This is a genomic window from Prolixibacteraceae bacterium (genome assembly GCA_019856515.1).
GTDB classification, from domain to species: domain Bacteria; phylum Bacteroidota; class Bacteroidia; order Bacteroidales; family Prolixibacteraceae; genus Halosquirtibacter; species Halosquirtibacter xylanolyticus.
Genome location: CP082230.1, coordinates 2,482,591 through 2,506,327 on the forward strand (window position 1 = coordinate 2,482,591; position 23,737 = coordinate 2,506,327).

Genomic DNA, 23,737 nt, shown 5'->3' on the forward strand with positions numbered 1-23,737 from the left:
CATTATCTTCTTATAATAAATCTAAAACAAGAGTATCGTTTGGCACCTTGATGATATTGGCCTAAAAACATCTCTTCCCCTCTCCCTGCGGGTTTATACCTGACAACCCATTGTCATCACACTCGGATATACGATTCACATATAGTGTAAAAGCAAATATTTTTAAGGGTTTACCCATTAAAGACTAAAATAAAACGCTTATATTAATACACTGTTCTCAACACTAAACACAAATTCCGTTGAAGAACTTGATAACTAACAACTGAAAACATGCACAACTACAACTTAAATTCAAGATTTAAAACCATTATTCATCGACTTTCTTTTATTCTTCTGCTGTTAATATTGGTAGATCTACCGAGTAATGCTGCAGGAAAAAGAAAACAGCCCAATATCCTCCTGCTGTTCTCTGATGACCACCAGGCAACGGCCATTAATGCTTTGGGAAATCCATATATTCAAACCCCTAACATTGATAAGCTAGTAGATGAGGGCACCACATTTACAAAAACATTTACAGAAACACCAACCTGCGCTCCTAGTCGCACAGCCCTTCTCACAGGTTGTGGTTCTTTAACCCATGGCACATTCTACCCAAAATATTCACAGAGTGTCAATAAAAATCTAAAAAGATGGCCACAAACAATGAAGGATGCTGGCTATGAGACATTCTGGACAGGTAAATTTAATACACATGGCAAACCGATGGAGTGGGGAGTAGATCAAACGGCAAGAATCTTCCCTCGCGGAATGGGAGATCATGAGATGTCTTTTAAAGAGAATGGAAAAACCATTACAGGCTTTAGCTCTGAACTATTTGCAGATGCAATGATTAATTTCATCAACCAAAAGCATGATAAACCATTCTTTGCAACCATCGCATTTACAGCACCACACGATCCTAGAACACCTCCAGGAAAATATGCTACCATGTATAAACCCAATGAAGTTCCTCTCCCTGCCAATTTACTATCTCATTACAACTACAACGATGGATACGACCAGATCAGAGATGAAGTACTCATTCCTTATCCACGAGATATTGACACCGTTAGAAAGGAGATTGCCGATTACTATGGAATGATAAGCCACATGGATACACAAATTGGTCGTATCTTAGATGCACTTGAGAAAAGTGGGATCGATAAAAACACCATTGTCATTTATGCTTCAGATAATGGTTTGGCTATTGGACACCACGGACTAATGGGGAAATTTAGCTTCTATGGACATAGTCTGCAAGTCCCACTGATAATGAGAGGACCTAAGATCCCTGAGAACTATAGAACAGACACTTATGTATATCTACACGACCTCTTCCCAACCATTTGTGATATGACCGACATCTCAATTCCTGAGACTGTAGAGTCAAAGAGTTTCCTTTCCGTTTTGAAAAAGAAAAAACAACCGATTCATGAATATATGTTTGGAGCATTATCCAATCTAAAACGATCAGTATCCACAAGAGAATATAAACTCATTAGACACTACAAATCAAAAACAGAAAATAAAGGTACAGATGAGTATCTATTTTTCGATCTAAGAAATGATCCCTTAGAGATTAAAAATGAGATCAACAATCCACTATTTGCATCTAAGATTTCCGAACTGAAAGAGGAGCTAAAGCGTGAACAGATAGCCAAGAAGGATTTTCTAGATCCCGATTATCAATAATAAAGATTGGTGGATATGCAGATATCCACCAACCTCCTCCTGCATTAACATCAGATTGACCATACTTTAACCCTGAACATCATCGGGGCATCATCGCTCTAAACAGGGGGCAAACAGGGGGTAATCTCAGAATTCCTTAAAAGTACATTCGAAATTGGTTCGAAGAAAACGGGAAATCGATGAATGAACTTCGAATGAACTTCGACCTATTATCGAACCATCTCCCTTTTTATCCCCTGCTTAAAGCGTTGTAATCCCCTATTAAACAGAAGGAAAGCAGAAAGTACCTCCTCGTTAAGTATAGGGCATTACCCATTTAACAATCAAATGGACACCTCCCTCACTATTCTATTTTGTTTACTCTTCTGTATTCACTAAACTACACCTCCTAGTTACCTGCTAAGGGGATGGTAGGTACCTTCCCCTACCTTTGTCCATGGTTCCTCCATGGTTCGTCCATGGTTTGTCCATCGATTTCGGGGGTTTCGATGGCTGAACCATGGACAAAACATGGCTAAAACATGGACAAAGGTAGGAGGAGGTACCTATCAGGGTAGAAGGAGGTACGAAGCAAGTCCCTTTGAGGTTTACTCAGAATATCGAGTATTCTGTTCTCCATCTTAACGATGGCATGCTGGACTTGCTTGGGTATTTCGAATTAAGCACATAAAAATGGCTCTCCTAAATATATAAAAAACAGCACTACCAGCCAAGAGAAATCGACATATAATCCTCAAATACAAAACATTGCTATTACTTCAACCTACATTATAGATTAAAGTAATAGACACATTTTACGACAGGGGGTACTTCTAAAAGAGATGTAAGTAAATTATTGGGGATGGTTAAGATAAAAGACGATTATCGGTATGACCGATATTAAAACAGAGTCTATTGCCTGTTGTTTTGTTATTGTCTCTCTGTTTGCGTATCACATCTAGATAGTCGAAATGATCCTCTTTACGAATGGTACCGTAGTTTTCAGCCACATCATGATAGAGCCACTCAATTTTGCCACGGGTTTCGTTTCTAACTTTGCCATCACGAATAATATTAAACCCCTTATCGCTATAGAAATAGTGGTGGTTGGTAAGTAACACTCTTTCGTGAATCGCTGGATTAAGATTGTGTGTGATAATACCGACCTCTATCGCTTTTCCTATCTCCTGTTCAATAAATTGGGTTAGTTCCGCCATCACCCATTGCGACTTCTCTTTGTTGATAATATCATTGGAGTTATTAAATACCAAGGTGATATGAAAAGGGACCTCTAGGGTAGAAGGGATAATGTTTTTTACAATTTCGAAAAGGTTCTCTTCTTTGAAATTGTTGAAATCCACGATATTCTTATATAAGTAGCTATCGATCAAGATAGCAGAGTTAATTGGGGTTAGTGACACCTCTTTAAGAAATGCTTCCCAAGAGCCGTTTCGATTTCGGCGTTGTAAACCATCGACAGGAGTTTTAAAGCTAAAACCATAGGTCTTATTTAGTTTTTCGAACAGATGAAGTTCGTTCTTCTTTAAGATCATACAGCCATGGGATAGGCGAATCTTTTCGGCATCGATATGCTCATGGTCTAAAAGAAAAATATCGGTTGGAAATTTGCAGTAGTTTTCTTCGTCGATAGATTGAAAGAACTTCTTGTGAGGCACCAACTCTCCCACCTCTTTCTTATTGAAAATGCGATACACCTCATGGGCATAAATCTTCTCCTCTAACTCATCCTCATCAAGGTCTAGAATGATATTACTATAGTCCATAAAGATGGGGAAAAGTGTTTTGGACTCAAAGGCAGCATCCTCTTCCTCTACGATTTTCGTAAATATAGCATCTGAACAGTAGATATCTTGTATGGCCATAATCTATTTCTTGGTTCGGTTTAGTCTGAAAAGCTCCATGGCACTACTATCTGCTTCGTCGAAGAACCCTTTCCCGAATTTCCGGTTGAACTTACCATTCTCTTGATACTTCATCTCGTAAGGCCCTTCGGAGGTATGAAAATAGTAGACTCTAAATGGGTTAAGATCTAACGCTTCATTTTGGTGTAAGTTGTTCTGTAGCCCTAACACTTGTGATCGACGAATAATATATTCAGAGTGGGTCTCGATAATAAATTTTATTCCATAAGTTGTGCTTACCTCATAAAGAAAGTCCGCCAATTTACTTTGTGCGCCAGGATGAAGGTTTAATTCTGGCTCCTCAACAATAAGGTTAATACCATTGGTTTTGTCACCATATTTTCGGATAATGGTAGCAATACGAACAAATAGTTGCATCAGTTGGAGTGATCCCATCCCCATATCTGCTAATGGTATGTATCGACTATTTTCCTCTACCACACACTTGTATGCTTCGCCTGAGATAAACTCAATATGAAGGCTATTGCCCAACTCAAACTCTTTCATCCATCTTTCGATGAACTGGTATTCAGGCTCCTCTTTTCTCACCTTTAGCTGGTAGAATTGGTGGATGGCTTGCCCCAATGCATTTTGCTTATCACGAAGATAGAATAGTCCAGACTGTTTCATTGGATTGGCCCCTAGGTAGTAGACTTTTTTGGTGTTGACTAGAGATACAAATCGAGCGATAGACTTCTGAATATTGAATTTCTCATTATCAATGACACGAGCACTTATATATAGTTCACCATCTTCCACAAAAGAGTTCTCATATAGAGACACATCTTTATGGTGGATTTCATTGATAAAGGTCTTTACATCACTATTTCTTTCTAAGAAATTACGCACATAATCAATAAATGGGGAACTATCCTCTTTGAACTCTAGATCTCCCATAGGATACTTTACATCGAAGAGTGTTGTTGCATCAAAATTAGGTTCATCTTGATGATTCTCTTCATAGAATTTGATCTTCTGGTTGATGGTGTTTATCTCACTAATGGTGTTTAACACATCTTTTGAAATAGGTGCTTCTTTTTGTAGTGTTTTAAGCTGTGTACGAAGCTCTTTACGCTCTGCTTTCAATTGGCATATCACGTTATTAGGCTCTAGCTGTTCCTTCTCTTGATGTTCTCGTTTTAAGATTTGCAACTCCTTCTTCTGAAAGTTATATACAAAAGTATAGTTGAGTTCTTTATCTTCAATATGAATTTGATTTACATCTGCAAATGTATAGTTGTCTTCTCCTGAGATCTTTACATACACTTTAAACTCCTCAATCTCAAAGAAGAACTCTATATAAGAAGCCTCTGACTGACTACACTTTGCTCGTTGAAATGTGACAATATTGGCTTCGTCTAAAACTGTATTAGCAAAAGAGAATTTGTCAGATTGCTGAGTCTTTAGATAATCCAAAACAAGAAGAATGGCTTTTACCATCGTGGACTTGCCCGAATTGTTCTTTCCCACCAAAAAGGTGACTTCTCCTAGTTCTAAAGGCTCAAACTTCTCAAATCTACGGAAGTGATTAAATCCTATCTTTTTCATATTAGGCGTGTCATGCTTATTTATTATAGTTTAAATATATGTAATTAATAAACATCGTCAAACCAACGAAAGGAAATCTGTATTCTATTGATCGGTACTAGTCGATATCTGTATCCAATAATTGATGAAATATATCCAAAGGTTACACAGATTCACGCAGATCTATTTTATGTTGATGATTCATCATGCACTGAAGTTACCAAAGTTAAGTTTACGTATCCCACTCGTGCCAATGAATTGGCACAAACCACACTTACCAATGTCTTAAGGAGTGATATTATCGTGTTGGACTTTCAGTCCTCTTTTTATCTTTTGTTTTGAATACCCAGCGCTTCGCACGGGGATAGAAAGTGTAACACTTTCAGTGTATGTTGATTATTATGTAATTGAAAGGTTCCAATAATGAATGGAGTTCATTCATTATTGGAATAGATATTTTTTAAAGTACGAGCGATTTCAGTTCGTCGAGATCTAATGTAGACGAAGTATCAGTACCTTCTAAGATCTGATCGGCCAAGTTACGTTTGGTTTCATGCAGTGCAATGATCTTCTCTTCGATGGTTCCTTTGGTGATCAGTCGATAGACTGTCACTGGCTTCTCTTGTCCCATTCGGTGAGCTCTATCGGTGGCTTGATCTTCGATAGCTGGATTCCACCATGGGTCCATATGTATCACATAGTCGGCGGCCGTTAGGTTGAGTCCTAGTCCTCCGGCTTTTAGGCTGATAAGGAATATCTTGGGTGTCCCTTCTTGAAAGGTCTTCATCTGTGCTGCTCTTTTGGCTTTGGAGGTACTTCCATCCAGATAGCAATATTCATAGCCTAATTGCTTCACTTTCTCTTCTATCATCCTTAGATAGCCTGTAAATTGACTAAAGACAAGTACTTTGTGATCTCCATCTAAGATGGTATATATCAACTCTTCGAATGCTTTAAGCTTAGAGCTTTCTAGTGTCATCTTATCGTCTACCAGCGCACTAGACAAGCATGCTTGGCGCAGTTTGGTGATTTCTGACAGTATCTGGAATCGCGCTTTGCCATCGTCGGCATTCTCTATATTCTTTTGTGCCACGATTCTACTGGCTTCGTAATACTCTTTCTCTTCCTTGGAGAATTCGATCTCACGTACTATCTCTGTCTTTTCAGGCAGTTCGGTGAGCACCTCTTCTTTGGTTCTACGAAGAAGGAATGGTTTGAAGAGTTGCTTTAAGAGCTCTTTGTTTTTAGAGGCATGCTCACCAGTGATGTATTTAAGTTGGAACGATTTATAGTCGCCCAAGAGTCCTGGTATTAGGAATTGGAATAGGTTCCAAAGCTCTCCAAGGTGGTTCTGTACGGGGGTTCCCGTGGCGGCGATTCTAAATTTAGCATCTAGGTTCATTACAGACTTAGAGCGTGATGTCTGGTTGTTTTTGATGGCATGCGCCTCATCTAAAGCCACGACATTCCAACTGTTGTTTTCCAATAGTTTGGTGTTAGACTGCAACACACCGTAACTTACAAGCAATATATCTCCTTTGGTTAGAGCCTTTACAAATTTATCTCGCCCCTTTAACGGAAGTACTTTACAGTTCAATGTAGGAGCAAATCGTTCGATCTCTTTCTCCCAATTGATAGTGACCGATGAAGGTGCCACGACCACTGAGGGTCCTTTGGTTTTGTATTTATCTAACACAGCAAGGATTTGGATCGTTTTACCTAGTCCCATATCATCAGCTAAGCAAGCACCAAGACCAAGCTCATAAAGTTTACACATCCATTGGAATCCTTCGTCTTGATAGTCTCTCAACTCTGCTTTATACTCCTTTGAGGTTGTAAATTTCTTCTTGTCTACTTTTTGTATTTGGTCTCTTCTCTTCTTCCATTGTGTCGGTATTTCCACCTGGTCCTCTTGAAACCAGTCGTCGAATATCTCCATAAGCATCGGATGGATACGTATGGATTGATCGTCTTGTAAAGGCATCTCACCAAAAGAGGATATCTGTTGTAGCTTCTTCTGAAGCGATTCGCTCATGGCAATATAGTTGTCCTCGTCGAGTTGAATGAAACGATTGTGTCCATTATTTGTTCGTTGCATCAGTTCGACCAATGACATGACATTCTCGCTATCTGGATGCCAGTTGGAGCTTACTTGAAACCATCCATTACTAGATGAGACTTGGATATTCAAATCTTTCTCGGTAATGGGTTTAGAGAGCTTGAACGATTCGCCTTCAGGCCATAGAATAGTCCATGACTTAAAGTTTTCTCTGATGAAAGAGAGTAGCTCTAGCGATTCAAGGGTACTGTTTGAAATGACGGACATCTCCTCGTTATCGAATTCGAAATCTACATCACTAAATACTTTGGTGATTTCCTTGATTATCTTATTCTCTTTCTTTTTGTCTGGGCGCACTAAGAAAGAACGGTTCTCTCCCTCGATCACCATGTTTTTTGTGTTTGCTCCCAGTTGGCTATAATGCGTTTGACTGTCATGGTGTTTGACCACAAAATCGACCTTTAAAAGATCGCGTATAGGTCGCATTTGAATTATCGGAGCAGCGATGCTCTCTTGTATTGTGACTGTGGCATCAGTAGTATTGCTGTCGATAAATAGTTTTGTAGAGAGACCTTTTAATGTCTGTTGGAAAGCCGACCATTGATCTTGTGGAACCACAATCTTATCGTTACACTCTTTCAATATTCTAGAGAACTTAATCTCGATATCAGAAGCTTTGGTAACGTGGAATTTTGATTTACTTATCTCTCTGAAAAAATAGTTCTCTTGGATGTGTTGATTAGCCGAGATATGATATACATCCTTCTTTTGGGTTATCTCCACAATAAACGGATACTCAATAATCTCAACTCTTTTTTTATAGTCGTTATCAGTATAGACATGAGGGTGTTTGCTTAATGCTAGAAGCATTCTACCAAGACTACTCATATCATAATCGTCGTGATTTTCATCGAACTGATTGGCAACGTGAATATCAAGGGCAGTAGCTGAGGTTGGCGGTGAATTCTTCAGCTTAGTGATCGATAGTTTTCGTCCTTTACTCAACCCTGTCTTACCATAAGATCGCTCATAAGGCAAGATGTCCATATAATAGTGAGAACTACGAACTACCCACATGATACAAGCATTGGCATGTTTGGTCTCCTCTTCTGTAAGAGTTTGTATTAGCTTTAAGGCTTTGGTCCACTCTTCGGCTTTTTGAAGGAATTGATAAGAGTAGAATTCGTCTCTCATTTTAGAATCTAACTGGATAGACCAATTGCCACCAATTCCTGCATTTTCAGTAATTTCCATAAACTCGATCCAAAGTCTATTGATATATTCATTATCGTCATAATCCGATAGATCATCTTGATGATAACTAAAAACGTCCATAGCTGCACCATCATACCCTAACCATTTAGCTACCCATATCCCAATGATAGCTGAAGGTGTCTGAATATTTTCAATATCATTATATATATTTTCCCAAGCAGCTTCACCACTGATCTCTTTTCCATTAAAGACACGGGCATAAAGTCTTAAGAAAGCATAAGCTCCTTGATATTTATCTTTTTCTGATGAAATTGAGCTTTTATAATGTTTTATGCCATCATTGGCTAAAGTCAGAAGAGCTTTGATAGAACGATCATCATTGTTTTTCACCAATACGAATGCAATAAAAAGACCACGATGACCAGGAACAAATAGCTTTTTATTGTTTTGATTCATGTGTGCATTGGTCCACTTATTTAGATCTTCGATAGGCACAGAAGTCAATTCATTCAGATCATCAAACCAAGGTAGTTTATACGTGTCGAATAGCTCTTTTTGCGTGGATTTAATCTCATTAATCGTCGACTTATTGCCGTTTAGTATAGCTCGACCTATCAAATCTTCCTTTATCGCCTCTTGCAGTTCTGTAAATTTAGGAAGATCGACTCCGAGTTGAAATAAAGTCATATTAGATGCACTATCAAAAACTTTATTGAGTAGGTTGTCAAAGAGAACCTCCTCTAAACGATGTTGTTTATCATGGATTTGAAATACAAGAGAACGTATAAATTCATCGTTTGATCTAATGTCACGATGGGCAAAGACTTCTCGAATAAGATACCCCATATATCGAAGAAAATAGTCGTTCCTAAACAACTTATCATACTTATACTCTCCATGTACATCAATTAGCTTTGAAATAAAATAGGATGATGCGATATCTGGAAATCCAAACTTCACCATTATCAGCACTTTTAAATCAACCTGGAGGTTATTATCTTTATCTAGTGCTTCTATAACCACATCGGCTAGCTCTTGGTCGCTAAAGATTTTGTCACCTAAATCTTTCTGCCATTCGGGATATTCGAATATTACATCATCATAGTCCTCAGAAAAGGAGAACTGCTTCAAAGTCAATAGATCATCCACAAATGTATCGATATTAGCAATAGTATAAATCTTACGTCCGTCCTTTTTAAACTTAATATCTACAAGCAAACGCTTTAATAAAACTATATTACACCTTTTCATCCTATCCATGATATGGCAAGTGTGTTTATAAAGCTCTTCAGTATATACGTTCTCGTTTATTACTATCATCTGTAAAGATATTTAATTTGAATAGTCAAATTTAGAATAATATTAACAAAAATGCCACTCGTAATAGTGTTTTTGCGAATGCGATAAACAGAGCATTTCATCATAAATAATACAACAGAAATAACGGATGTTTTCTTATTGTACAAACAGCTTGTACTATACTAGACTTCACTAAGCAATTCCACTTGCATACACTGATTAATATCATGAACGACATGTATATCCTTTTACAAAAGACACAACTATACATAACATAACTAATTTTGAACATGCAACTCATAGCAATATAGTAGTATTGTATTATAATCAATTAAACATAACACATTTATGAAAAGAGTTCTACAAACCATTATGGTGCTTCTATGTGTAAGTCAATTATTAGCACAACCTTATGCACAGACAGAGACAAGTAAACAGATAGGGAAAAAGATTGTTGGGTATATTCCATCTTATCGGATGGGTAAGTTTAATCCCAATCAACTTGATTATTTATCGGATATTATCGTTTTCTCCATCTTTCCTGATCCAATTACAGGAAAGATAGGAATCCACTCTACTGTAAAAGGAAAAGCAATTTATAAGAATATCAAAGGGGGAAAAGGACTTAAACAGGTAGACCTTGAGAAAGTCATCACAGAAAGTCAAAAAAGAGGAGTTAAAGTACACATTTGCGTTGGTGGAGGTGACTACTCAATACCTTTCAGAGAGTTAGTCAAAAATAATAAGGAGTCACAACTTGCAAAAGATTTAGCTCTATTTTGTGAAAACTACGATATTGATGGTGTAGATATTGATTGGGAGTTTCCAAAAAACTATGATGATTATCTAAAGATGAAACAGTTATTAACTGTTCTCCACACAACTCTAAGTCCAGATAAAATATCACTTTCTGCTGCATTTGCCAATAATAGGACGTCACAACCTTATAGTATTAAGGTGGCAAAAGATTGTGCACATATGCTTGAGATGATTAATGTAATGGGATATGTTGACACATTCAATGGAGTTAAAATTGCCAAAGATGTCTTTGTAAACTACTGTAAAATACCTAGAGAGAAAGTCATTGCAGGAGTTCCATTCTATACCTGCGGGCCTAGAAAGAGACCGACTCGTGGAGTTCCATACGAAAAGCTTCTAACTCTAGCAAAAGATGCTTCAGTGACAGTTTCCCCAGCACAAAATAGTGTACGTATAGGAACACTCAACTATGTATACAATGGAGTGGAACGATTAAAGGATAAAGCGAAGTATAGTATCAAAGAGCTAGGAGGCCTGATGATATGGGAATTGGGACAAGATGTTTCCCCCTTAGATGACAAATACTCTTTGCTAAGAGCTATTCATAGTGAGATGTCAAAAAGTACAGTAACACCTACACCTTCATCTCCAACAGTTGTTACATGTAAAGTGTATCCTAATCCATTTATTGAATATCTAACATTTAACTTTCTGAAGAAAGGAAATTATAAGATCGCAATCTTCAACCAAACAGGTCGTAAGGTGAACGAATGGAATCCTAAGATTAATGTTCCGATGAGAATTAGACGAAGAGTTAGCTCAACAGGAGGTAAGGGTGTTTACAGAGTGGTCATAACGGATCAGTCAGGAGTTGTAGTGCTAAGAAAAGGATTAGTCCGTAACTAATAATATACAATTAACAATAAATCAGAACGTATAAGTGATCAAAATAACTTATACGTTCTAATTTTATTTACACAGCAAGAACTGTTCTAAAGTCAACCTATTCCCTCTATACCACATAGCCCTAAATAAGATCAGTCTGGTTGTAGAAACAATGCTATAACAAAGATCTATTTGCCATCACTCTCTTCGGCATATCTGTTTATAGTCGCAGTAGCTACATTTATCAGTACACTCGGTTTGGACAAAGGGTACCTCTGGATTAAAGAGAATCTCAAATGTTTGAGTTAAATGGGAAACTAATTGAGGTGTCTGTTTGCCGATATCTTCTATTTCTCCATCCTCTTTGGAGTTGATAATAGAGACAAATGGTTCTTTGAATAGTGCCTGTATTTGGTAGATTCCAGCACTTATGGGACGAGAAGTTATGCTAGATGACCTTTCATATACCAACCCATAAATTAAGGTCTGTAAGGCTGCTTTATTGCGTCGCAAATCTTCACTATCAAAAAGAGATGGGATATTATCAAAATTAAACTCTACACTTCCTGACTTATAGTCAATAATACGTAGTTTGCCATCGACTTCATCCACACGGTCAATAGTTCCTCCAATCATGATATGGTGCTTGCCATCAAAAATAGGAATGGCTTTCTGCTTTCGAACTTCCAATCCTAGGATCGTGATAGGTGCCTGTTTACTATCCACCCAAAGGGCTTTTTTGACATACTTCTTTACGATTTCAAACACCAAGATATTTCTCCCCTGAAGAGTAGCATTCTCGACTTTAAAATACTCTTTTCGGAAGGCATTTAATATCACTTGATCCAACTTACTATCATTTTTGGCTAGCTGTTCAAACATCTCTTTGCGAACCTCTTGTCTGAGCCAAGGCTTATATAGATCTTCCATTACTTTGTGGAAAATATTACCAAAAAGACGTGCATCTACCTCTTCAGCCACTTCGTCTTGTGGGTTAACCCCTGCCACATAACGAAAATAGAAGCGCATAGGACAATCAATATAACCATTTAACGCCGATGGAGAAAGTGTTCGTTTCCCTTCAATATAGTCACTTAAGAGTTGCATCACCTTAGCGTCTTTCTCTACCACAATATTTTTATTCTCCATACTACCCACATCATAGGTGATGGTCGATTCCTTCAAAGCATATCCATATTGCATCTGTAACTGGTAGAGGTAACGACTACGCTCACCATTGTTCATTCCATCGGTAGTGGAGTTATACACCAACTGTACGCTTTTGGGTTGTTGCAAAAGGCGGTAGAAGTAATAGGAGTATATTGCACATTTTTCTTCCACAGAAGGTAACTCAAAGGCTCTACGTAAGTTGTACGGAATCACCGAATTACCACCTGACGTTTTAGGCATCGCTCCCTCATTCATTGAGAGCACAACCAAATGCTCAAAATCAAGAAGACGTGTCTCCAAAATACCCATCACTTGCACCCCTTCTAAAGGGTCTCCTTCAAATGGGAGTGACTCTTGCGAAAGGTATTGCTTGAGTAACTTAAAATAGATAGGCAGAGAGATCGTAAAGTTTTGTGCCTTTTGGTTTTCGTCCAACAGTTCTCCAAGGCGCTTGATCGACTTATAAGCCTTAAATATAAACTCCTCTTGCATTCCTACAAAAGACTCCTCTTTGGCCTTAATTTTCGAGAATATCGTCTGCAATACCTGCAGAAGATAGGTATTAAAAGACATCACATCACGATGGAAAGAGAAAAGCATCTTTAGAAAATCGCCCTCTTGTAACTCCGATGGATGGAGGTATACTTTATTTTCTTGTATAATCTTATTCGAGATCTGCACGGCATGTTCCGTGTCACACATCTGAACCAATTGGTGATTCAAAATGCGCTGTACATTTTTATGATAGAACAGTCGGATATTTCGGGCATCGGTATGGATATTGCGATGTAGGTCCATCAGTAGAGAGACCAAACTGTTCACAGGTGTTATCTTCATCGGAAACCCCATGGTAATATTTACCAGTGTCTCTTGATTTGCCACTTTAGGTATCGCCCCAATCGTAGGCAGTAACAGATCTTCGTCACAAAGGACAATAGCAATATCATCAAATCGTACCCCTCGTTTCCCAGCATACTCTTTAAGTGTTTGCTTCACAAAACCTGCAACAGGCTGCGACTGACCAATAGAAGATGGTACAGATACAATCTCGATATTCTTATCCTCTAACGGACGGTATTCAAACTTTTTATCTTGTGGAAACATCTTCATATTTCGACGCAAAAAGAAGGCTGCATCATGCTCACTATTTTCGATATAGTCGGGGTGTATATCCCAAAAGAAAGAGGCACTATGATAATCTTTCAAATAGTTAAGCAGAACAATCTCACACCGATTCAATGCATTCAAACCAACCACAAATACCGGTCCAGGAAAATGGGCTTCTAATGCTCCATTATGGATCTTATCGGCAATATCACGATACAGTATCCCTTCATATCCCATATTCTCTTCATGAAGAAAACGACGAAAAGTCTCATATACCTCAAAGAGCGTATTCCAAGTCTTCTCAAATCGTTCCTGCATCTTCGTTCGGCGCTTCAAGCTGAACGATCTCCAGAACTTCGCAAGAAACTCTTTCTGTTCTTCCGTTAGAAAATCGAACTTTTGATCTACGGCTTTATAGTCTTCAATATGAGTAAAAAGAAGTTTGGCATCCACCAAATACTTATCGATATCATCAAAATCAGATATCAACATGGTTCCCCAAGGATAGAAGCTATCAAAAGATTCATCGGTTTGGGTAATCTCTTTGTAGATACGATAGAGGTGAAAAGATAGCGTCAGCGTATCGACACGTTGAATGGACGACAAAGACTCTACTACCTCATTGATGGTTACAATCTTTGGTGTCAATATCGGCTCACGTGCAATAGACTTCAAGTATTTTAAAAAGAATGCCCCCGCACGTTTACTCGGCATAATAATCGTTAATGCGTGAATATTATGTCCATAAGTAAGGTAAAAATGTTCGGCTAATTGATGTAAAAATCCTTTCATAACTTTCTTCGTATCGTATCTATGGGTAAAGATACCATTTCATTTAGGGATAGAAAGTAGATAAGACAAATTTAAAACTCCTCTTTTCAACCGTGTGTTATATGTAACTATATTTTAAAGGCCGTACTGCCTTTAAAAGCAGAAATATGTATTTCATTTAACATTGTACTTAAAGAAATAGTTTTGATGGTAAATAATTTTATATCTCAATAAGCCTTATTTTGTATTTATTATGTTACATTTATACCTATAAAATTCAAGTAAAGAAATTTTCTAAACTCTTACATTAATTATGGCAGGAAAACCAGTTGCTACAGTAGGTAGTATGCATACATGTCCCATGGTGACCGGGACAGCTCCTCATGTTGGAGGTCCAGTGATAGGACCAGGATCATCCAATGTTTTTATTAATGGCAAACCTGTGGCTCTATTAGGAGACACATGTGCTTGTGCAGGGCCTCCAGATACTATTGCTCAAGGAAGCAACAGTACTAATTAATGGTAAACCTATAGCAACAGTGGGATGTATGACTGCCCACGGAGGGGTAATTACTTCAGGAGAGCCTACTGTGATTGTTGGAAATAAAGTTTCTAACAAAAAGATTACACTAAAAGAAATAGAGATTCCATTTCCTAAGCCGAAGAAATTAGATCTGTGGTTTAATAAAGCGAAAGATGCGGTAACTGGAAGCAAGAATGGTTCTAGTTTGAAAGAAGCCGTAGCCAATCAGGAGCAGATAAAAGAGGAAGCCAAAGAGAATGGTTTTTTACCATATTATGATTTTTCGATTTAATTGAGAGGCATGAAATTCGAATTTCCTATTAATATTAGACTTAAAGAAAAGAATTTTGGACAGAATAATACCATTGGTAGTTATCCTATTGGAGGTCAGTTTAATTGGCATGGCGGTTTTCATGTGAATGAAGATAGTCACGACCCTATTAAGGCTATTACAGATGGGGTTGTAGTCGCTTATAGGATGCCCAAACAACCTATAGACGTTGATGGGATGAAGGTTTCTAATGGATTTGTATTACTGCAACACAAATATGAAAGTCCAGAGGGAAGGGAGCTTAGATTCTTTTCTTTGTATCACCACTTGATGACTTATGATGAGATGCCAACTTTTCCAGATAGTGATGAAAAGAAATTGCCATCTATTTTTAAGAAAGAGTGTTATCAAGTAACACAAGAAAGTAACGACAAAGATGCAAGTGGTGTTCGTGGCTTAAACTTGAGATCTAGGCCTGAAGAGTCTCCAGTTGCAGTTGTTCCATTTGGAACTGTATTGGATCTAGTTAATACAGGTGACACTCCTGATAACTATGTGAAAGTTAACTATACGAGTCCTAATGGTACTGTTTATAATGAACATTTGTTGTGGAAGTATGATGAGCATAATCCTGAACGATATGTAAAAGTAGACGAAGAGTCACAAAAAGTTACTGTCACTTATAACAGGGATAATGGAAGCAATGGTGATCTTGGTCTAAGATTGAGAAGTGAACCCAATGGTAGTATTATTCGTGTTTTGGCTCGTGGGACTAAGCTGGAAATTGATCCTAGTCAACAAACTGGAAATTGGGCAAAAGTAATCTCTGTGAATGGAGAAAAATTAACAAGAACAGGCTATGTAAGTACATGACTATATTTATTGACGTACGTTTAATTGCTTATTTTTGAACCATATTTGTCAAACGAAATAACAACTAAGCCTCTCTCATTGAGATCAAAATGATATACTATAATCGCAAGATCAATAATGCGTCATTAATTATAGTTAGATGCTTATATGTCAATAACATCAAAAAATCAAATAGCTGTTCTATTGATGAGAAAGATTTTGATCAGATTATTACAGGAGAAGAGTGTGATATTGTATGTAAAGCTGGAGATGTTATAGGATACACTGGACAATATCAATTTAAAGGACATGAGAATCATCGCACGTGTCATATTGAAGTATTTACCGAAGAAGACCCTACTGAATTTTTAAAGGGGGTATGTGGGGATAAAGATGATGTCAAGAACAGCAAGAAATATATTAAAATAAAAGAAGGTGTTGAACTAAAGAAAGGTATTCCTTGTGTCCTGAAAAAAGATGATGAGGTTACTGTTCATGAATTTAGCAATATAGATTCAGAGCAATATTGTCAAATATCTCTACATAAACAAGTGCGTGATGTAAATCGGAGTGACTTAACTTATCAAGAAAATGTTTATAAACCTAAAGATTTACAAGCATTAAATAAGATCTTTAGCGCAACATTGAAAGTAGATTCGACACTTAATTTGGTAAAGAAGCTCCCGAAACAAGAGGGAAAGAAGCGTCGGCGTGTCTCTTTTACGTTTGGAAGTGATAGTACAAAGTATTGGGTGAAAAAGACAGATATTGCTTTAACATCAAAGCCAAGCGATAAATATATATTACAGGATAATTTCAATGTTTTTGCCCATACTAATAAACCAATAGAAGAGGTAAAGAATGATTGTTTAGGTCATGACTATTTCATAAAGGAATCAGAGCTAAAAGATAGTATCCATTATATGGATGATGAGAAATGGTTCAAGATTGAAACAGGTACAGCGGTTCGAAATGAGCATAACCTACTTGTGTCTAAAAATATTGAAGGGTTTATTTCATCAAAAGACGCTAGTATTGAACGGATATCATCCTATGATTGGGAATCATTTGGTTTTAAAGTCTACAATGAAGAGCCCGATAAGTTTTTATATAATCAAGAAGCCAAACTGTTAGAAGAGCAGGATTGTCCGAAGTTTTTAAAAGACATTTGGAATTTAATAGATACCAATGGAGATAATGATTTAAGTAGTCAAGAGCTGAGATATGCCCAGCGTAATGGGTATATTCAGGAGAAGTTATCAAAGATGGTTTGCTATCATCAAAGTGAATGGGGCGTGGATTATGGGAGTTTAGAGTCTGAAGTGAAGTCTTTTTTAGGGGATAAGGTCACCGAAGAAGATAAAGAGTCGATTCTAAGCAGTTTGAAGACCAAAGTAGAAGCTTTGGATTTTTGCTCATCGATTAAAATTCCCGTAGTCGAGTTAAAAGAATCTCCAGTTGTTTTATATTTAGATTCACTTAAAAAGAAACCATTTCGTTTGGGTGAGACGTCCAAGGATGAGGGTAGATATTCGATGTTTTGGCAAGATCTTATTTTTTTACGAAAGGAGTTTACCAGGAAACGAAGTCAAGTACCTTTAATTGATGTGAGTTGGCGTAAATTTAAGGATAATCGCTTTTATTATTTTCATCCTATAGCTTTTGTGGAGCAGATGAAAAGGTGTAGTTTATATGTCTGCTTTATCGATAGAATATATTTCTATGAAGTATATTCAACTAAATTTGAGAAAATAACAGACGATTTAAAAAAAAGTTTTGAGATCATATTTGAGGGAATAGAAAAGTACGTAACCCAAAAAGGTCAACCTTTTACAAAAAAACAAATTGCATATATATTAGCAACAATCAAACATGAAACTAAAGTTTATAAACCCGTGGTCGAGTCTTATTGGTGTTCTGAGGAAGCGCGAAAAAAATATTATGAAGAAATGTATGACCCAGTTTTAGGTAAGAATGAATCAAGAAGAAGAGCTGCATTGAAATATGGAAATACAGCAAAAGGTGATGGAGTTAGGTATGCAGGAAAAGGATATGTTCAGATTACATGGAAGAATAATTATAAAAAAGCCATGGATAAATTTGAGGTTAATTTTGTTGACAATCCAGAGTTAGCATTAGTTCCTAAAAACGCTATTGATATTACCCTATATGGTTTTGATATTGGCATGTTTACAGGGAAGTCTATTCACGATTACATTGGTGAAGTTCAATGTGATTATTTAAATGCACGGAGAGTAATAAATGGGCAAGATCAAGCAAAAAGAATTAAAGAATATGCATGTAAATTTGAGAAATGTTTAATTGTAAAGTAAATGCAATAAATTAATTGGGATGAGGTTAAAATATGTTTTTTGTACACTTTTGCTTTTGGTTAGTAGTTTTATAAAAGCACAATCAAATATTTATGATATTCATAAAGAAGGGGAAGATCTAGTCATTACAACAAATGGACGAGACATTATCTTAAGAAAAGTACTCAATGGTAATGTCGGTGCAGAGTTCTTCTTGTCAGACAAAAAAAACTTCCATATTGTATATCATTATTATGGCTCATATACTAAATCTATGATTGTTTATTCACTATATCTTGAAGAAAATGCCATAGGTGTAAAACATGTCTTGCATTTGAACTATGATGATCGAGAAGCTTTGCCATTTGGGTGGATTTATTATTGTACAGATAAAATATCAGTGCAAGATTTTAATTATGATAGTTTGACATCAATAAAAAGTCAACAGTCTTACGATATATATGAGATAAAGGAATATTCTCGAAGTACATTAGTTTTTAGTGATAAAAATAAGGCGTATAGTAAGGCGGTGAAATCAAGAGATAAAATTTTATTGTCATTGCCTCTTTTTTTTCAAGATGGAAGCATTATTGGAAATAGTGAGTTTATTTATAATGCCCAAGAATGGCATGACCTAAATATGAATTTTTCAGTAGATAATTTTAATATTGATTATTTTAAATCAACAATGACCGTCGATAAAAAAAATGTAGTCTCTCTAAATGATATCGCTTATTATTTGGGGAAGACAAAGAACTATTATATATCATATATGATTCTCGAAAATATTCTTACTGTATACCCTAAGCGTATGGTTGCTTATATCAATTTAGGGGATGCTTATTGGGGATATAAAAAGAAGGAAAAAGCAAAAAAAGCTTACCAGCAGTATATTACCCTAATGACGAAGTCAGGGAAGACCTCACTTATTCCTAAGCGAGTTTATGAACGGGTTAAATAGATGTTCAATATCTTGAGCAAAACAATAGAGTGTTGTATTTGTCGCTTGAATTCACGTATAAAAAAGATAAAATCACAAAGTTTAACAAGAATGCTCTTCATGGTGTTGTAATATATAGTGCTACAGATAAATATGGACATCGAAAGTATATTAGAACAGAAAAAAAGGAACGAACTTAGATGAGGTAGAAAAATGTTCTGATAAGTGGTTTAAATTGAAAGGTAAAGAGGAATATGTAAGTGCAGGTGTTCTTGAATTAACCAAAAGTGTTCATCCAGATATCTTGCTAAATGAGGTCGTGAATGACGATATTGAAATTGCAGCAGGTTGGAATTGCTACATTTGACCGGAGATAAGGTTAAGTCCTTAGTAATCTATATTTTATATATTTGCTTTATGGGTTTAAGAACCAACCGACTTATCGAGGTGTCCATTTGGAGGTTTTTTCAGATGATAGTGATATTGAGAAAATCTCTAATAAAGATTCAAAAGAAGAGTTCTTCTTTAAGAGAAAAGCGAGCAATCTTGAATATGAAGTAGGCAAAGGTGGGATAATCTATCAAAAAGAATATTCCACCAATCTTGTTAAAGGCAAGAATGTGATGCTTTTACAGGTTAAGGGTGCTTATGCTCAAATTGGTTTTGAAAATATAACAATGATCCTTGAAGTCAAGGATTTGGATGTGACCGATAAGGTTGCGAAGATAAAAAGTGATAAACTTGACAGCTGTATTACAGGTACTAATTATCAATTCTCAAAAACAGATATACTTAAGATCGTTGATGAGACGGATAAACAAGGGAATCATATGGACCAAGAACCTACCCATCGAAAAGTGGTGTTAGATTTAAAAGAGGCGGGAAATAGATATTGGGTTAAATTAGATATAATTCCCAAAGAAGCGATTCATCCTTTAAGAAAACTAGATAGTACCCATCCCCAGATTTTAAATGAATCAGCTGGATCATCCCAAAATCATGGTAATATAGAGTATAGGAATGTAAAAAAAAGTACATCTGAAACAACCAATAGTGAAACAAACTATTCTGTATCTCCTTGTTGGTGCCAATTGCTTGAGACTCCAGAATGGTACTATACCAAAGAGCCTACACCAGAGTTTCTGAAAGGAGAAACTCTGAAGCAAGTACTGGATATTGAAACGATCCTTGAAAAAAGAACCACCCAAGATAAGCAGCATTGGTGTCATGTTTCAGGAATGACCTTTGAGGGGACAAAGAAGGTTGTTAAGAAAGGATGGGTTAAAAAGGATGATATAAAGGAGATAAATGCTGCAGATTGGGGCTCTGTAGGCTGGCAGGCGTTTAAAGAAACCGGGGATCAATACATCTATCAATTTGATGCAAATAATGGAGAAAGTGCGCCTTCGTTTATAGAGAAGATTTGGGACGAGATAGAGAAGTTGCCTGTTTATAGAACTAGTAAAGGCGGAGGAGTTAAAGAGGTTAAACAAGATCGTATTTTAAGTCAATTTGAGTTGCAAAATGCTCTTCGTTATGAGAAGACCGTAAACACATTAAGTAAACTCATATGTTGTCATCCTAGTGAATGGGATCTCTTAAAATCGAAAGAGCCTTTCCATAAAGAGGTCAAAACCTTATATGAGAAAGCCATTGCATCAGAGAGTGACAGTACAAGAAAGCAGAAAATAGAGGATATACGAGATGAACGATGGGTTCAGATTGAGGAAAAACTCGCGAATCTATGTTTTTGGGATAAGGTCAAAAGTGGTGCGGTTGCCAATACCAATAAGAATTTACCAGCAAGGTTCTTTCCTAAAGATTCGAAGGTTTGGCATTTTCATCCTATTGCTTTTGTGGAGCAGATGCAGAGGATTAATCCAAAGTTATCTTTCCCACTTAGAAAGATTCCATATAATCATCCTAATAATTTTAAAGATAATCGATATAAAGCATATGATTATACCCTTCCATCTTCAATAGCAGCACCTTTTGGGGTAGTACGTGGTGGGAATAGAATTCATGCCGCATGTGATTTGTACGGGGATCCTGGGGATGATGTTCTTGCAGTTGCAGATGGTAAAGTAATTTCTGTTACAAAATACTATAATGACACATATCAGATAACCATCAGACATGATTTTGAAATAAAGAAGGGAGTTAAAATGATTGTAAGGTATGGTGAAGTACATAAAAATAATATAAAAGTTAAGGTGCCTGATAAAGTAACTAAAGGGCAAAAGATTGCTGAAATTGGATTGCTTATTCCCAAAATAGAGCAGCCATCTGGAGATGCAAGAGGAATGTTGCATTTTGAAATGTATACGGGTGAATGCAAGGGAGACAGTGTAAGTGGTTCTGCAGGTTATACAGAGATGTTATATTCAGAATCGGATGACCCTACTATGACTTGCAAATCTAAAAATAACAGCAACAGAAGATATAATAGAAGAAAGGATCTTATCAATCCATTGTATTATCTGAATGAAATGATAAAAGACTTATGAAAAAGATAAAAAAGACAAGAATACTGGTTGTTATTTCCTCGTTACTACTATTGAGTTGTATTAATGAAAAAAAGCAGTCATCAACTTCTGACGGTAAAGTTGATGATGTAAAGGCTATAGTGCTTCAGAATTGCGAAGACACCACTTTAGAAGGCTCAAAGAAGCAGAAAGAAATTGTTTTAGAGAATGATGAAAAAGAAGGGTTATCTATTCATGATACGACAATGTCTATGGATAAACCTTTGGTTATCGAAGGGAAATGTGCTAGTTTTTTGTATCCTAGGGTGGCTGAATACTTAATAAATGATTCTAATAAAGTATTATTTACGAAGAGCTATAACCTTAATGAACCTGTTCGAATTGAGAAGAGATTAAGCCGAGATTCTATCCAAGGCGTACCTTTTCAATGGTTGAGAATTATGAATCATCTTGATTCTATTCCTGATTTTTATATAAGTAAGTTTAAACTCCCTAGACTTCCTATGGACATAGCTGATGATAATGATTATGAAGTTCTAGGAAGTTTTGCATCACATATTGAGAAGATAGGTTGGAAGTATGGACAAGATTATAATTCGTTAAGCCTTTATGATGAGGAAACACTTTGGAGATACACTAACATTATGTTTCCAAAACGTTCAATGTCATTTTTAGGAGGAATCCAGTTTATTAATTATCTGTTTCCATTAGATAGTGCTAAGAGTGATATGTATTTTACGAAAGACGAGAAAGTCTGGTTTGCAGTGAGAACTCTATTTATTTATGAAAAAGATGTTCAATTTCTATATAAGGTAGTAGCAAAAAAGGATTGGGTACGTGTGGTGGTCGAAATGGATGCATCTACAGATTTCTCAGAGATGTCACGCATTTTACGTTTAAAATCGCAAGATAGTGATAGTAAAAGAGCTTATGTTTTTAGGGAATTATATGAATGAGAACTGAAAAATAAGTCGTGAATCATTTTGCATTGAACTCATAAGCATGTGACACTGCTATATAATAAATTTTAAGAGTCATTATTGCAAATCTAGAAACAATTTAATTTTCCATATATGCTTATTATGTGGTTATGTAATTACCATTTAATGGACCTTTTTGTATAGGAGAAGATAGATTTTATTTCTGATGATTTACTTGATATTAGTACACACCAAACCCGTACCAAACCCATACTTAAAAAGCACCTAGTCTACCTTTAGTCTATACTTCGTTCGTCCTTTCTCCACCTCGAGGCTGCTCAGGTAGAGAAAGGGTAGACAAAAGGTAAACTCAATCTAGAGTAGGTGTTTTTTAAGTATGGGTTTGGTACTTATGAAAGTATAATGCGACTCACTAAAAGTCCCATTTTACCTGCTTTATTGAAATATATCAAGAAAGTTAAGTACAAAAAAGGCTATTTGGATGGATTAGATCGTGTTTTGTCTATTCTGATTGGTGTGTAAGGGATAGACCACGGATTTAAGGGATCAACACGGATCTTTTGTTTTATATGAAAGTGCCTTGGTAAATGGGGTGATGAGGCGCGAACATCGCGCCTGTACGAGGTCATGGCGTTGCTTGGTAAAGACGCGATGTTCGCGCCTCAAGTGGGTTAGAAGGTGGTCGTATTATAGTAGGTTGTGGTACGATGCCGAGCGGAGCTCAGCGTTCCCAGGGGTTGGGCTATCCCTCTTATGCCAATGTCTTGTCACACTGTGTACGATGGTTGATGGAAATGCGGAGGCGTGAACATCGTGCCTTATGAGGTCATGGTGTTGCTTGGTAAAGACGCGATGCTCGCGTCTCAAATTATTGCCAATTGTTAGATGGATTATTAGTGGAGGTACAAGATATCGGCCACGGATTCCTTGTGATTACAGGAAGGTTGACCGATGATAAAGGGACTTATTATAGATTTCTAGAAGTCGGGACAAACCACCCCAAAACAGGTCATAATCCAATGAATCGGTTATATATTGATCCCAC

The 23,737-nt window shown here is 36.7% G+C and carries 13 protein-coding genes; 9 read left to right on the forward strand and 4 right to left on the reverse strand.

Annotated elements, in window-relative coordinates; genetic code table 11:
- Positions 1 to 270 precede the first annotated feature (270 nt).
- Entirely contained in the window at positions 271 to 1,674 is a 1,404-nt protein-coding gene (locus K5X82_08805; GenBank protein ID QZT38982.1) for a sulfatase-like hydrolase/transferase, read from the forward strand.
- Between the two features lie 845 nt (positions 1,675 to 2,519).
- On the opposite strand, the gene K5X82_08810 is transcribed toward K5X82_08805, so the two are convergent.
- The 3 genes from K5X82_08810 to K5X82_08820 all read right to left on the reverse strand — a co-directional run bounded on the left by K5X82_08810 (position 2,520) and on the right by K5X82_08820 (position 9,696).
- Complete coding sequence (locus tag K5X82_08810) at positions 2,520 to 3,536, reverse strand: hypothetical protein (protein ID QZT38983.1); 1,017 nt, start codon at positions 3,534 to 3,536, stop codon at positions 2,520 to 2,522.
- 3 nt (positions 3,537 to 3,539) lie between these two features.
- Positions 3,540 to 5,123 carry an AAA family ATPase gene (locus K5X82_08815; protein ID QZT38984.1) on the reverse strand — a complete coding sequence of 528 codons (1,584 nt, stop codon included), beginning with the start codon at positions 5,121 to 5,123 and terminating at the stop codon, positions 3,540 to 3,542.
- Positions 5,124 to 5,562: 439 nt separating this feature from the next.
- A complete protein-coding gene (locus tag K5X82_08820) occupies positions 5,563 to 9,696 on the reverse strand; it encodes a DEAD/DEAH box helicase (GenBank protein QZT38985.1) in 4,134 nt (1,377 codons plus the stop codon).
- Between the two features lie 327 nt (positions 9,697 to 10,023).
- On the opposite strand from K5X82_08820, the gene K5X82_08825 reads away from it, so the two are divergent.
- A complete protein-coding gene (locus K5X82_08825; protein QZT38986.1) occupies positions 10,024 to 11,340 on the forward strand; it encodes a T9SS type A sorting domain-containing protein in 1,317 nt (438 codons plus the stop codon).
- 177 nt (positions 11,341 to 11,517) lie between these two features.
- Here the strand turns inward: K5X82_08825 and K5X82_08830 are convergent, their stop codons facing one another.
- The gene (locus tag K5X82_08830) at positions 11,518 to 14,388 is read right to left on the reverse strand and encodes a PD-(D/E)XK nuclease family protein (GenBank protein QZT38987.1); all 2,871 of its coding nucleotides are present in this window, start codon (positions 14,386 to 14,388) and stop codon (positions 11,518 to 11,520) included.
- Between the two features lie 292 nt (positions 14,389 to 14,680).
- Between K5X82_08830 and K5X82_08835 the strand changes: the two genes are divergently transcribed.
- From K5X82_08835 to K5X82_08865, 7 genes are all read left to right on the forward strand, one after another.
- Positions 14,681 to 14,887, forward strand: coding sequence for a PAAR domain-containing protein (locus K5X82_08835; protein ID QZT38988.1), 207 nt, complete (start codon positions 14,681 to 14,683; stop codon positions 14,885 to 14,887).
- Positions 14,888 to 14,915: 28 nt separating this feature from the next.
- A complete protein-coding gene (locus K5X82_08840) occupies positions 14,916 to 15,182 on the forward strand; it encodes a hypothetical protein (protein QZT38989.1) in 267 nt (88 codons plus the stop codon).
- A gap of 9 nt (positions 15,183 to 15,191) precedes the next feature.
- Positions 15,192 to 16,034 (forward strand): SH3 domain-containing protein, encoded by an 843-nt coding sequence (locus K5X82_08845; GenBank protein ID QZT38990.1) that lies wholly within the window; start codon positions 15,192 to 15,194, stop codon positions 16,032 to 16,034.
- An 89-nt stretch (positions 16,035 to 16,123) separates the two neighbouring features.
- A complete protein-coding gene (locus K5X82_08850; GenBank protein ID QZT38991.1) occupies positions 16,124 to 18,346 on the forward strand; it encodes a hypothetical protein in 2,223 nt (740 codons plus the stop codon).
- A 19-nt stretch (positions 18,347 to 18,365) separates the two neighbouring features.
- Positions 18,366 to 19,286, forward strand: a complete 921-nt coding sequence (locus K5X82_08855) for a hypothetical protein (protein QZT38992.1) — start codon at positions 18,366 to 18,368, stop codon at positions 19,284 to 19,286.
- A 434-nt stretch (positions 19,287 to 19,720) separates the two neighbouring features.
- Positions 19,721 to 21,772 carry a M23 family metallopeptidase gene (locus K5X82_08860; GenBank protein QZT38993.1) on the forward strand — a complete coding sequence of 684 codons (2,052 nt, stop codon included), beginning with the start codon at positions 19,721 to 19,723 and terminating at the stop codon, positions 21,770 to 21,772.
- Positions 21,769 to 22,707 (forward strand): hypothetical protein, encoded by a 939-nt coding sequence (locus K5X82_08865; GenBank protein QZT38994.1) that lies wholly within the window; start codon positions 21,769 to 21,771, stop codon positions 22,705 to 22,707. The genes K5X82_08860 and K5X82_08865 overlap by 4 nt, the downstream gene beginning before the upstream one ends.
- The last annotated feature ends 1,030 nt before the right edge of the window (positions 22,708 to 23,737 follow it).

Coding starts and splice junctions, on each gene's coding strand:
- K5X82_08830 (QZT38987.1), bottom strand. CDS start 14,388: ATGAAAGGATTTTTACATCAATTAGCCGAACATTTTTACCTTACTTAT.
- K5X82_08825 (QZT38986.1), top strand. CDS start 10,024: ATGAAAAGAGTTCTACAAACCATTATGGTGCTTCTATGTGTAAGTCAA.
- K5X82_08850 (QZT38991.1), top strand. CDS start 16,124: ATGATATACTATAATCGCAAGATCAATAATGCGTCATTAATTATAGTT.
- K5X82_08835 (QZT38988.1), top strand. CDS start 14,681: ATGGCAGGAAAACCAGTTGCTACAGTAGGTAGTATGCATACATGTCCC.
- K5X82_08840 (QZT38989.1), top strand. CDS start 14,916: ATGACTGCCCACGGAGGGGTAATTACTTCAGGAGAGCCTACTGTGATT.
- K5X82_08845 (QZT38990.1), top strand. CDS start 15,192: ATGAAATTCGAATTTCCTATTAATATTAGACTTAAAGAAAAGAATTTT.
- K5X82_08820 (QZT38985.1), bottom strand. CDS start 9,696: ATGATAGTAATAAACGAGAACGTATATACTGAAGAGCTTTATAAACAC.
- K5X82_08805 (QZT38982.1), top strand. CDS start 271: ATGCACAACTACAACTTAAATTCAAGATTTAAAACCATTATTCATCGA.
- K5X82_08865 (QZT38994.1), top strand. CDS start 21,769: ATGAAAAAGATAAAAAAGACAAGAATACTGGTTGTTATTTCCTCGTTA.
- K5X82_08855 (QZT38992.1), top strand. CDS start 18,366: ATGAGGTTAAAATATGTTTTTTGTACACTTTTGCTTTTGGTTAGTAGT.
- K5X82_08810 (QZT38983.1), bottom strand. CDS start 3,536: ATGGCCATACAAGATATCTACTGTTCAGATGCTATATTTACGAAAATC.
- K5X82_08815 (QZT38984.1), bottom strand. CDS start 5,123: ATGAAAAAGATAGGATTTAATCACTTCCGTAGATTTGAGAAGTTTGAG.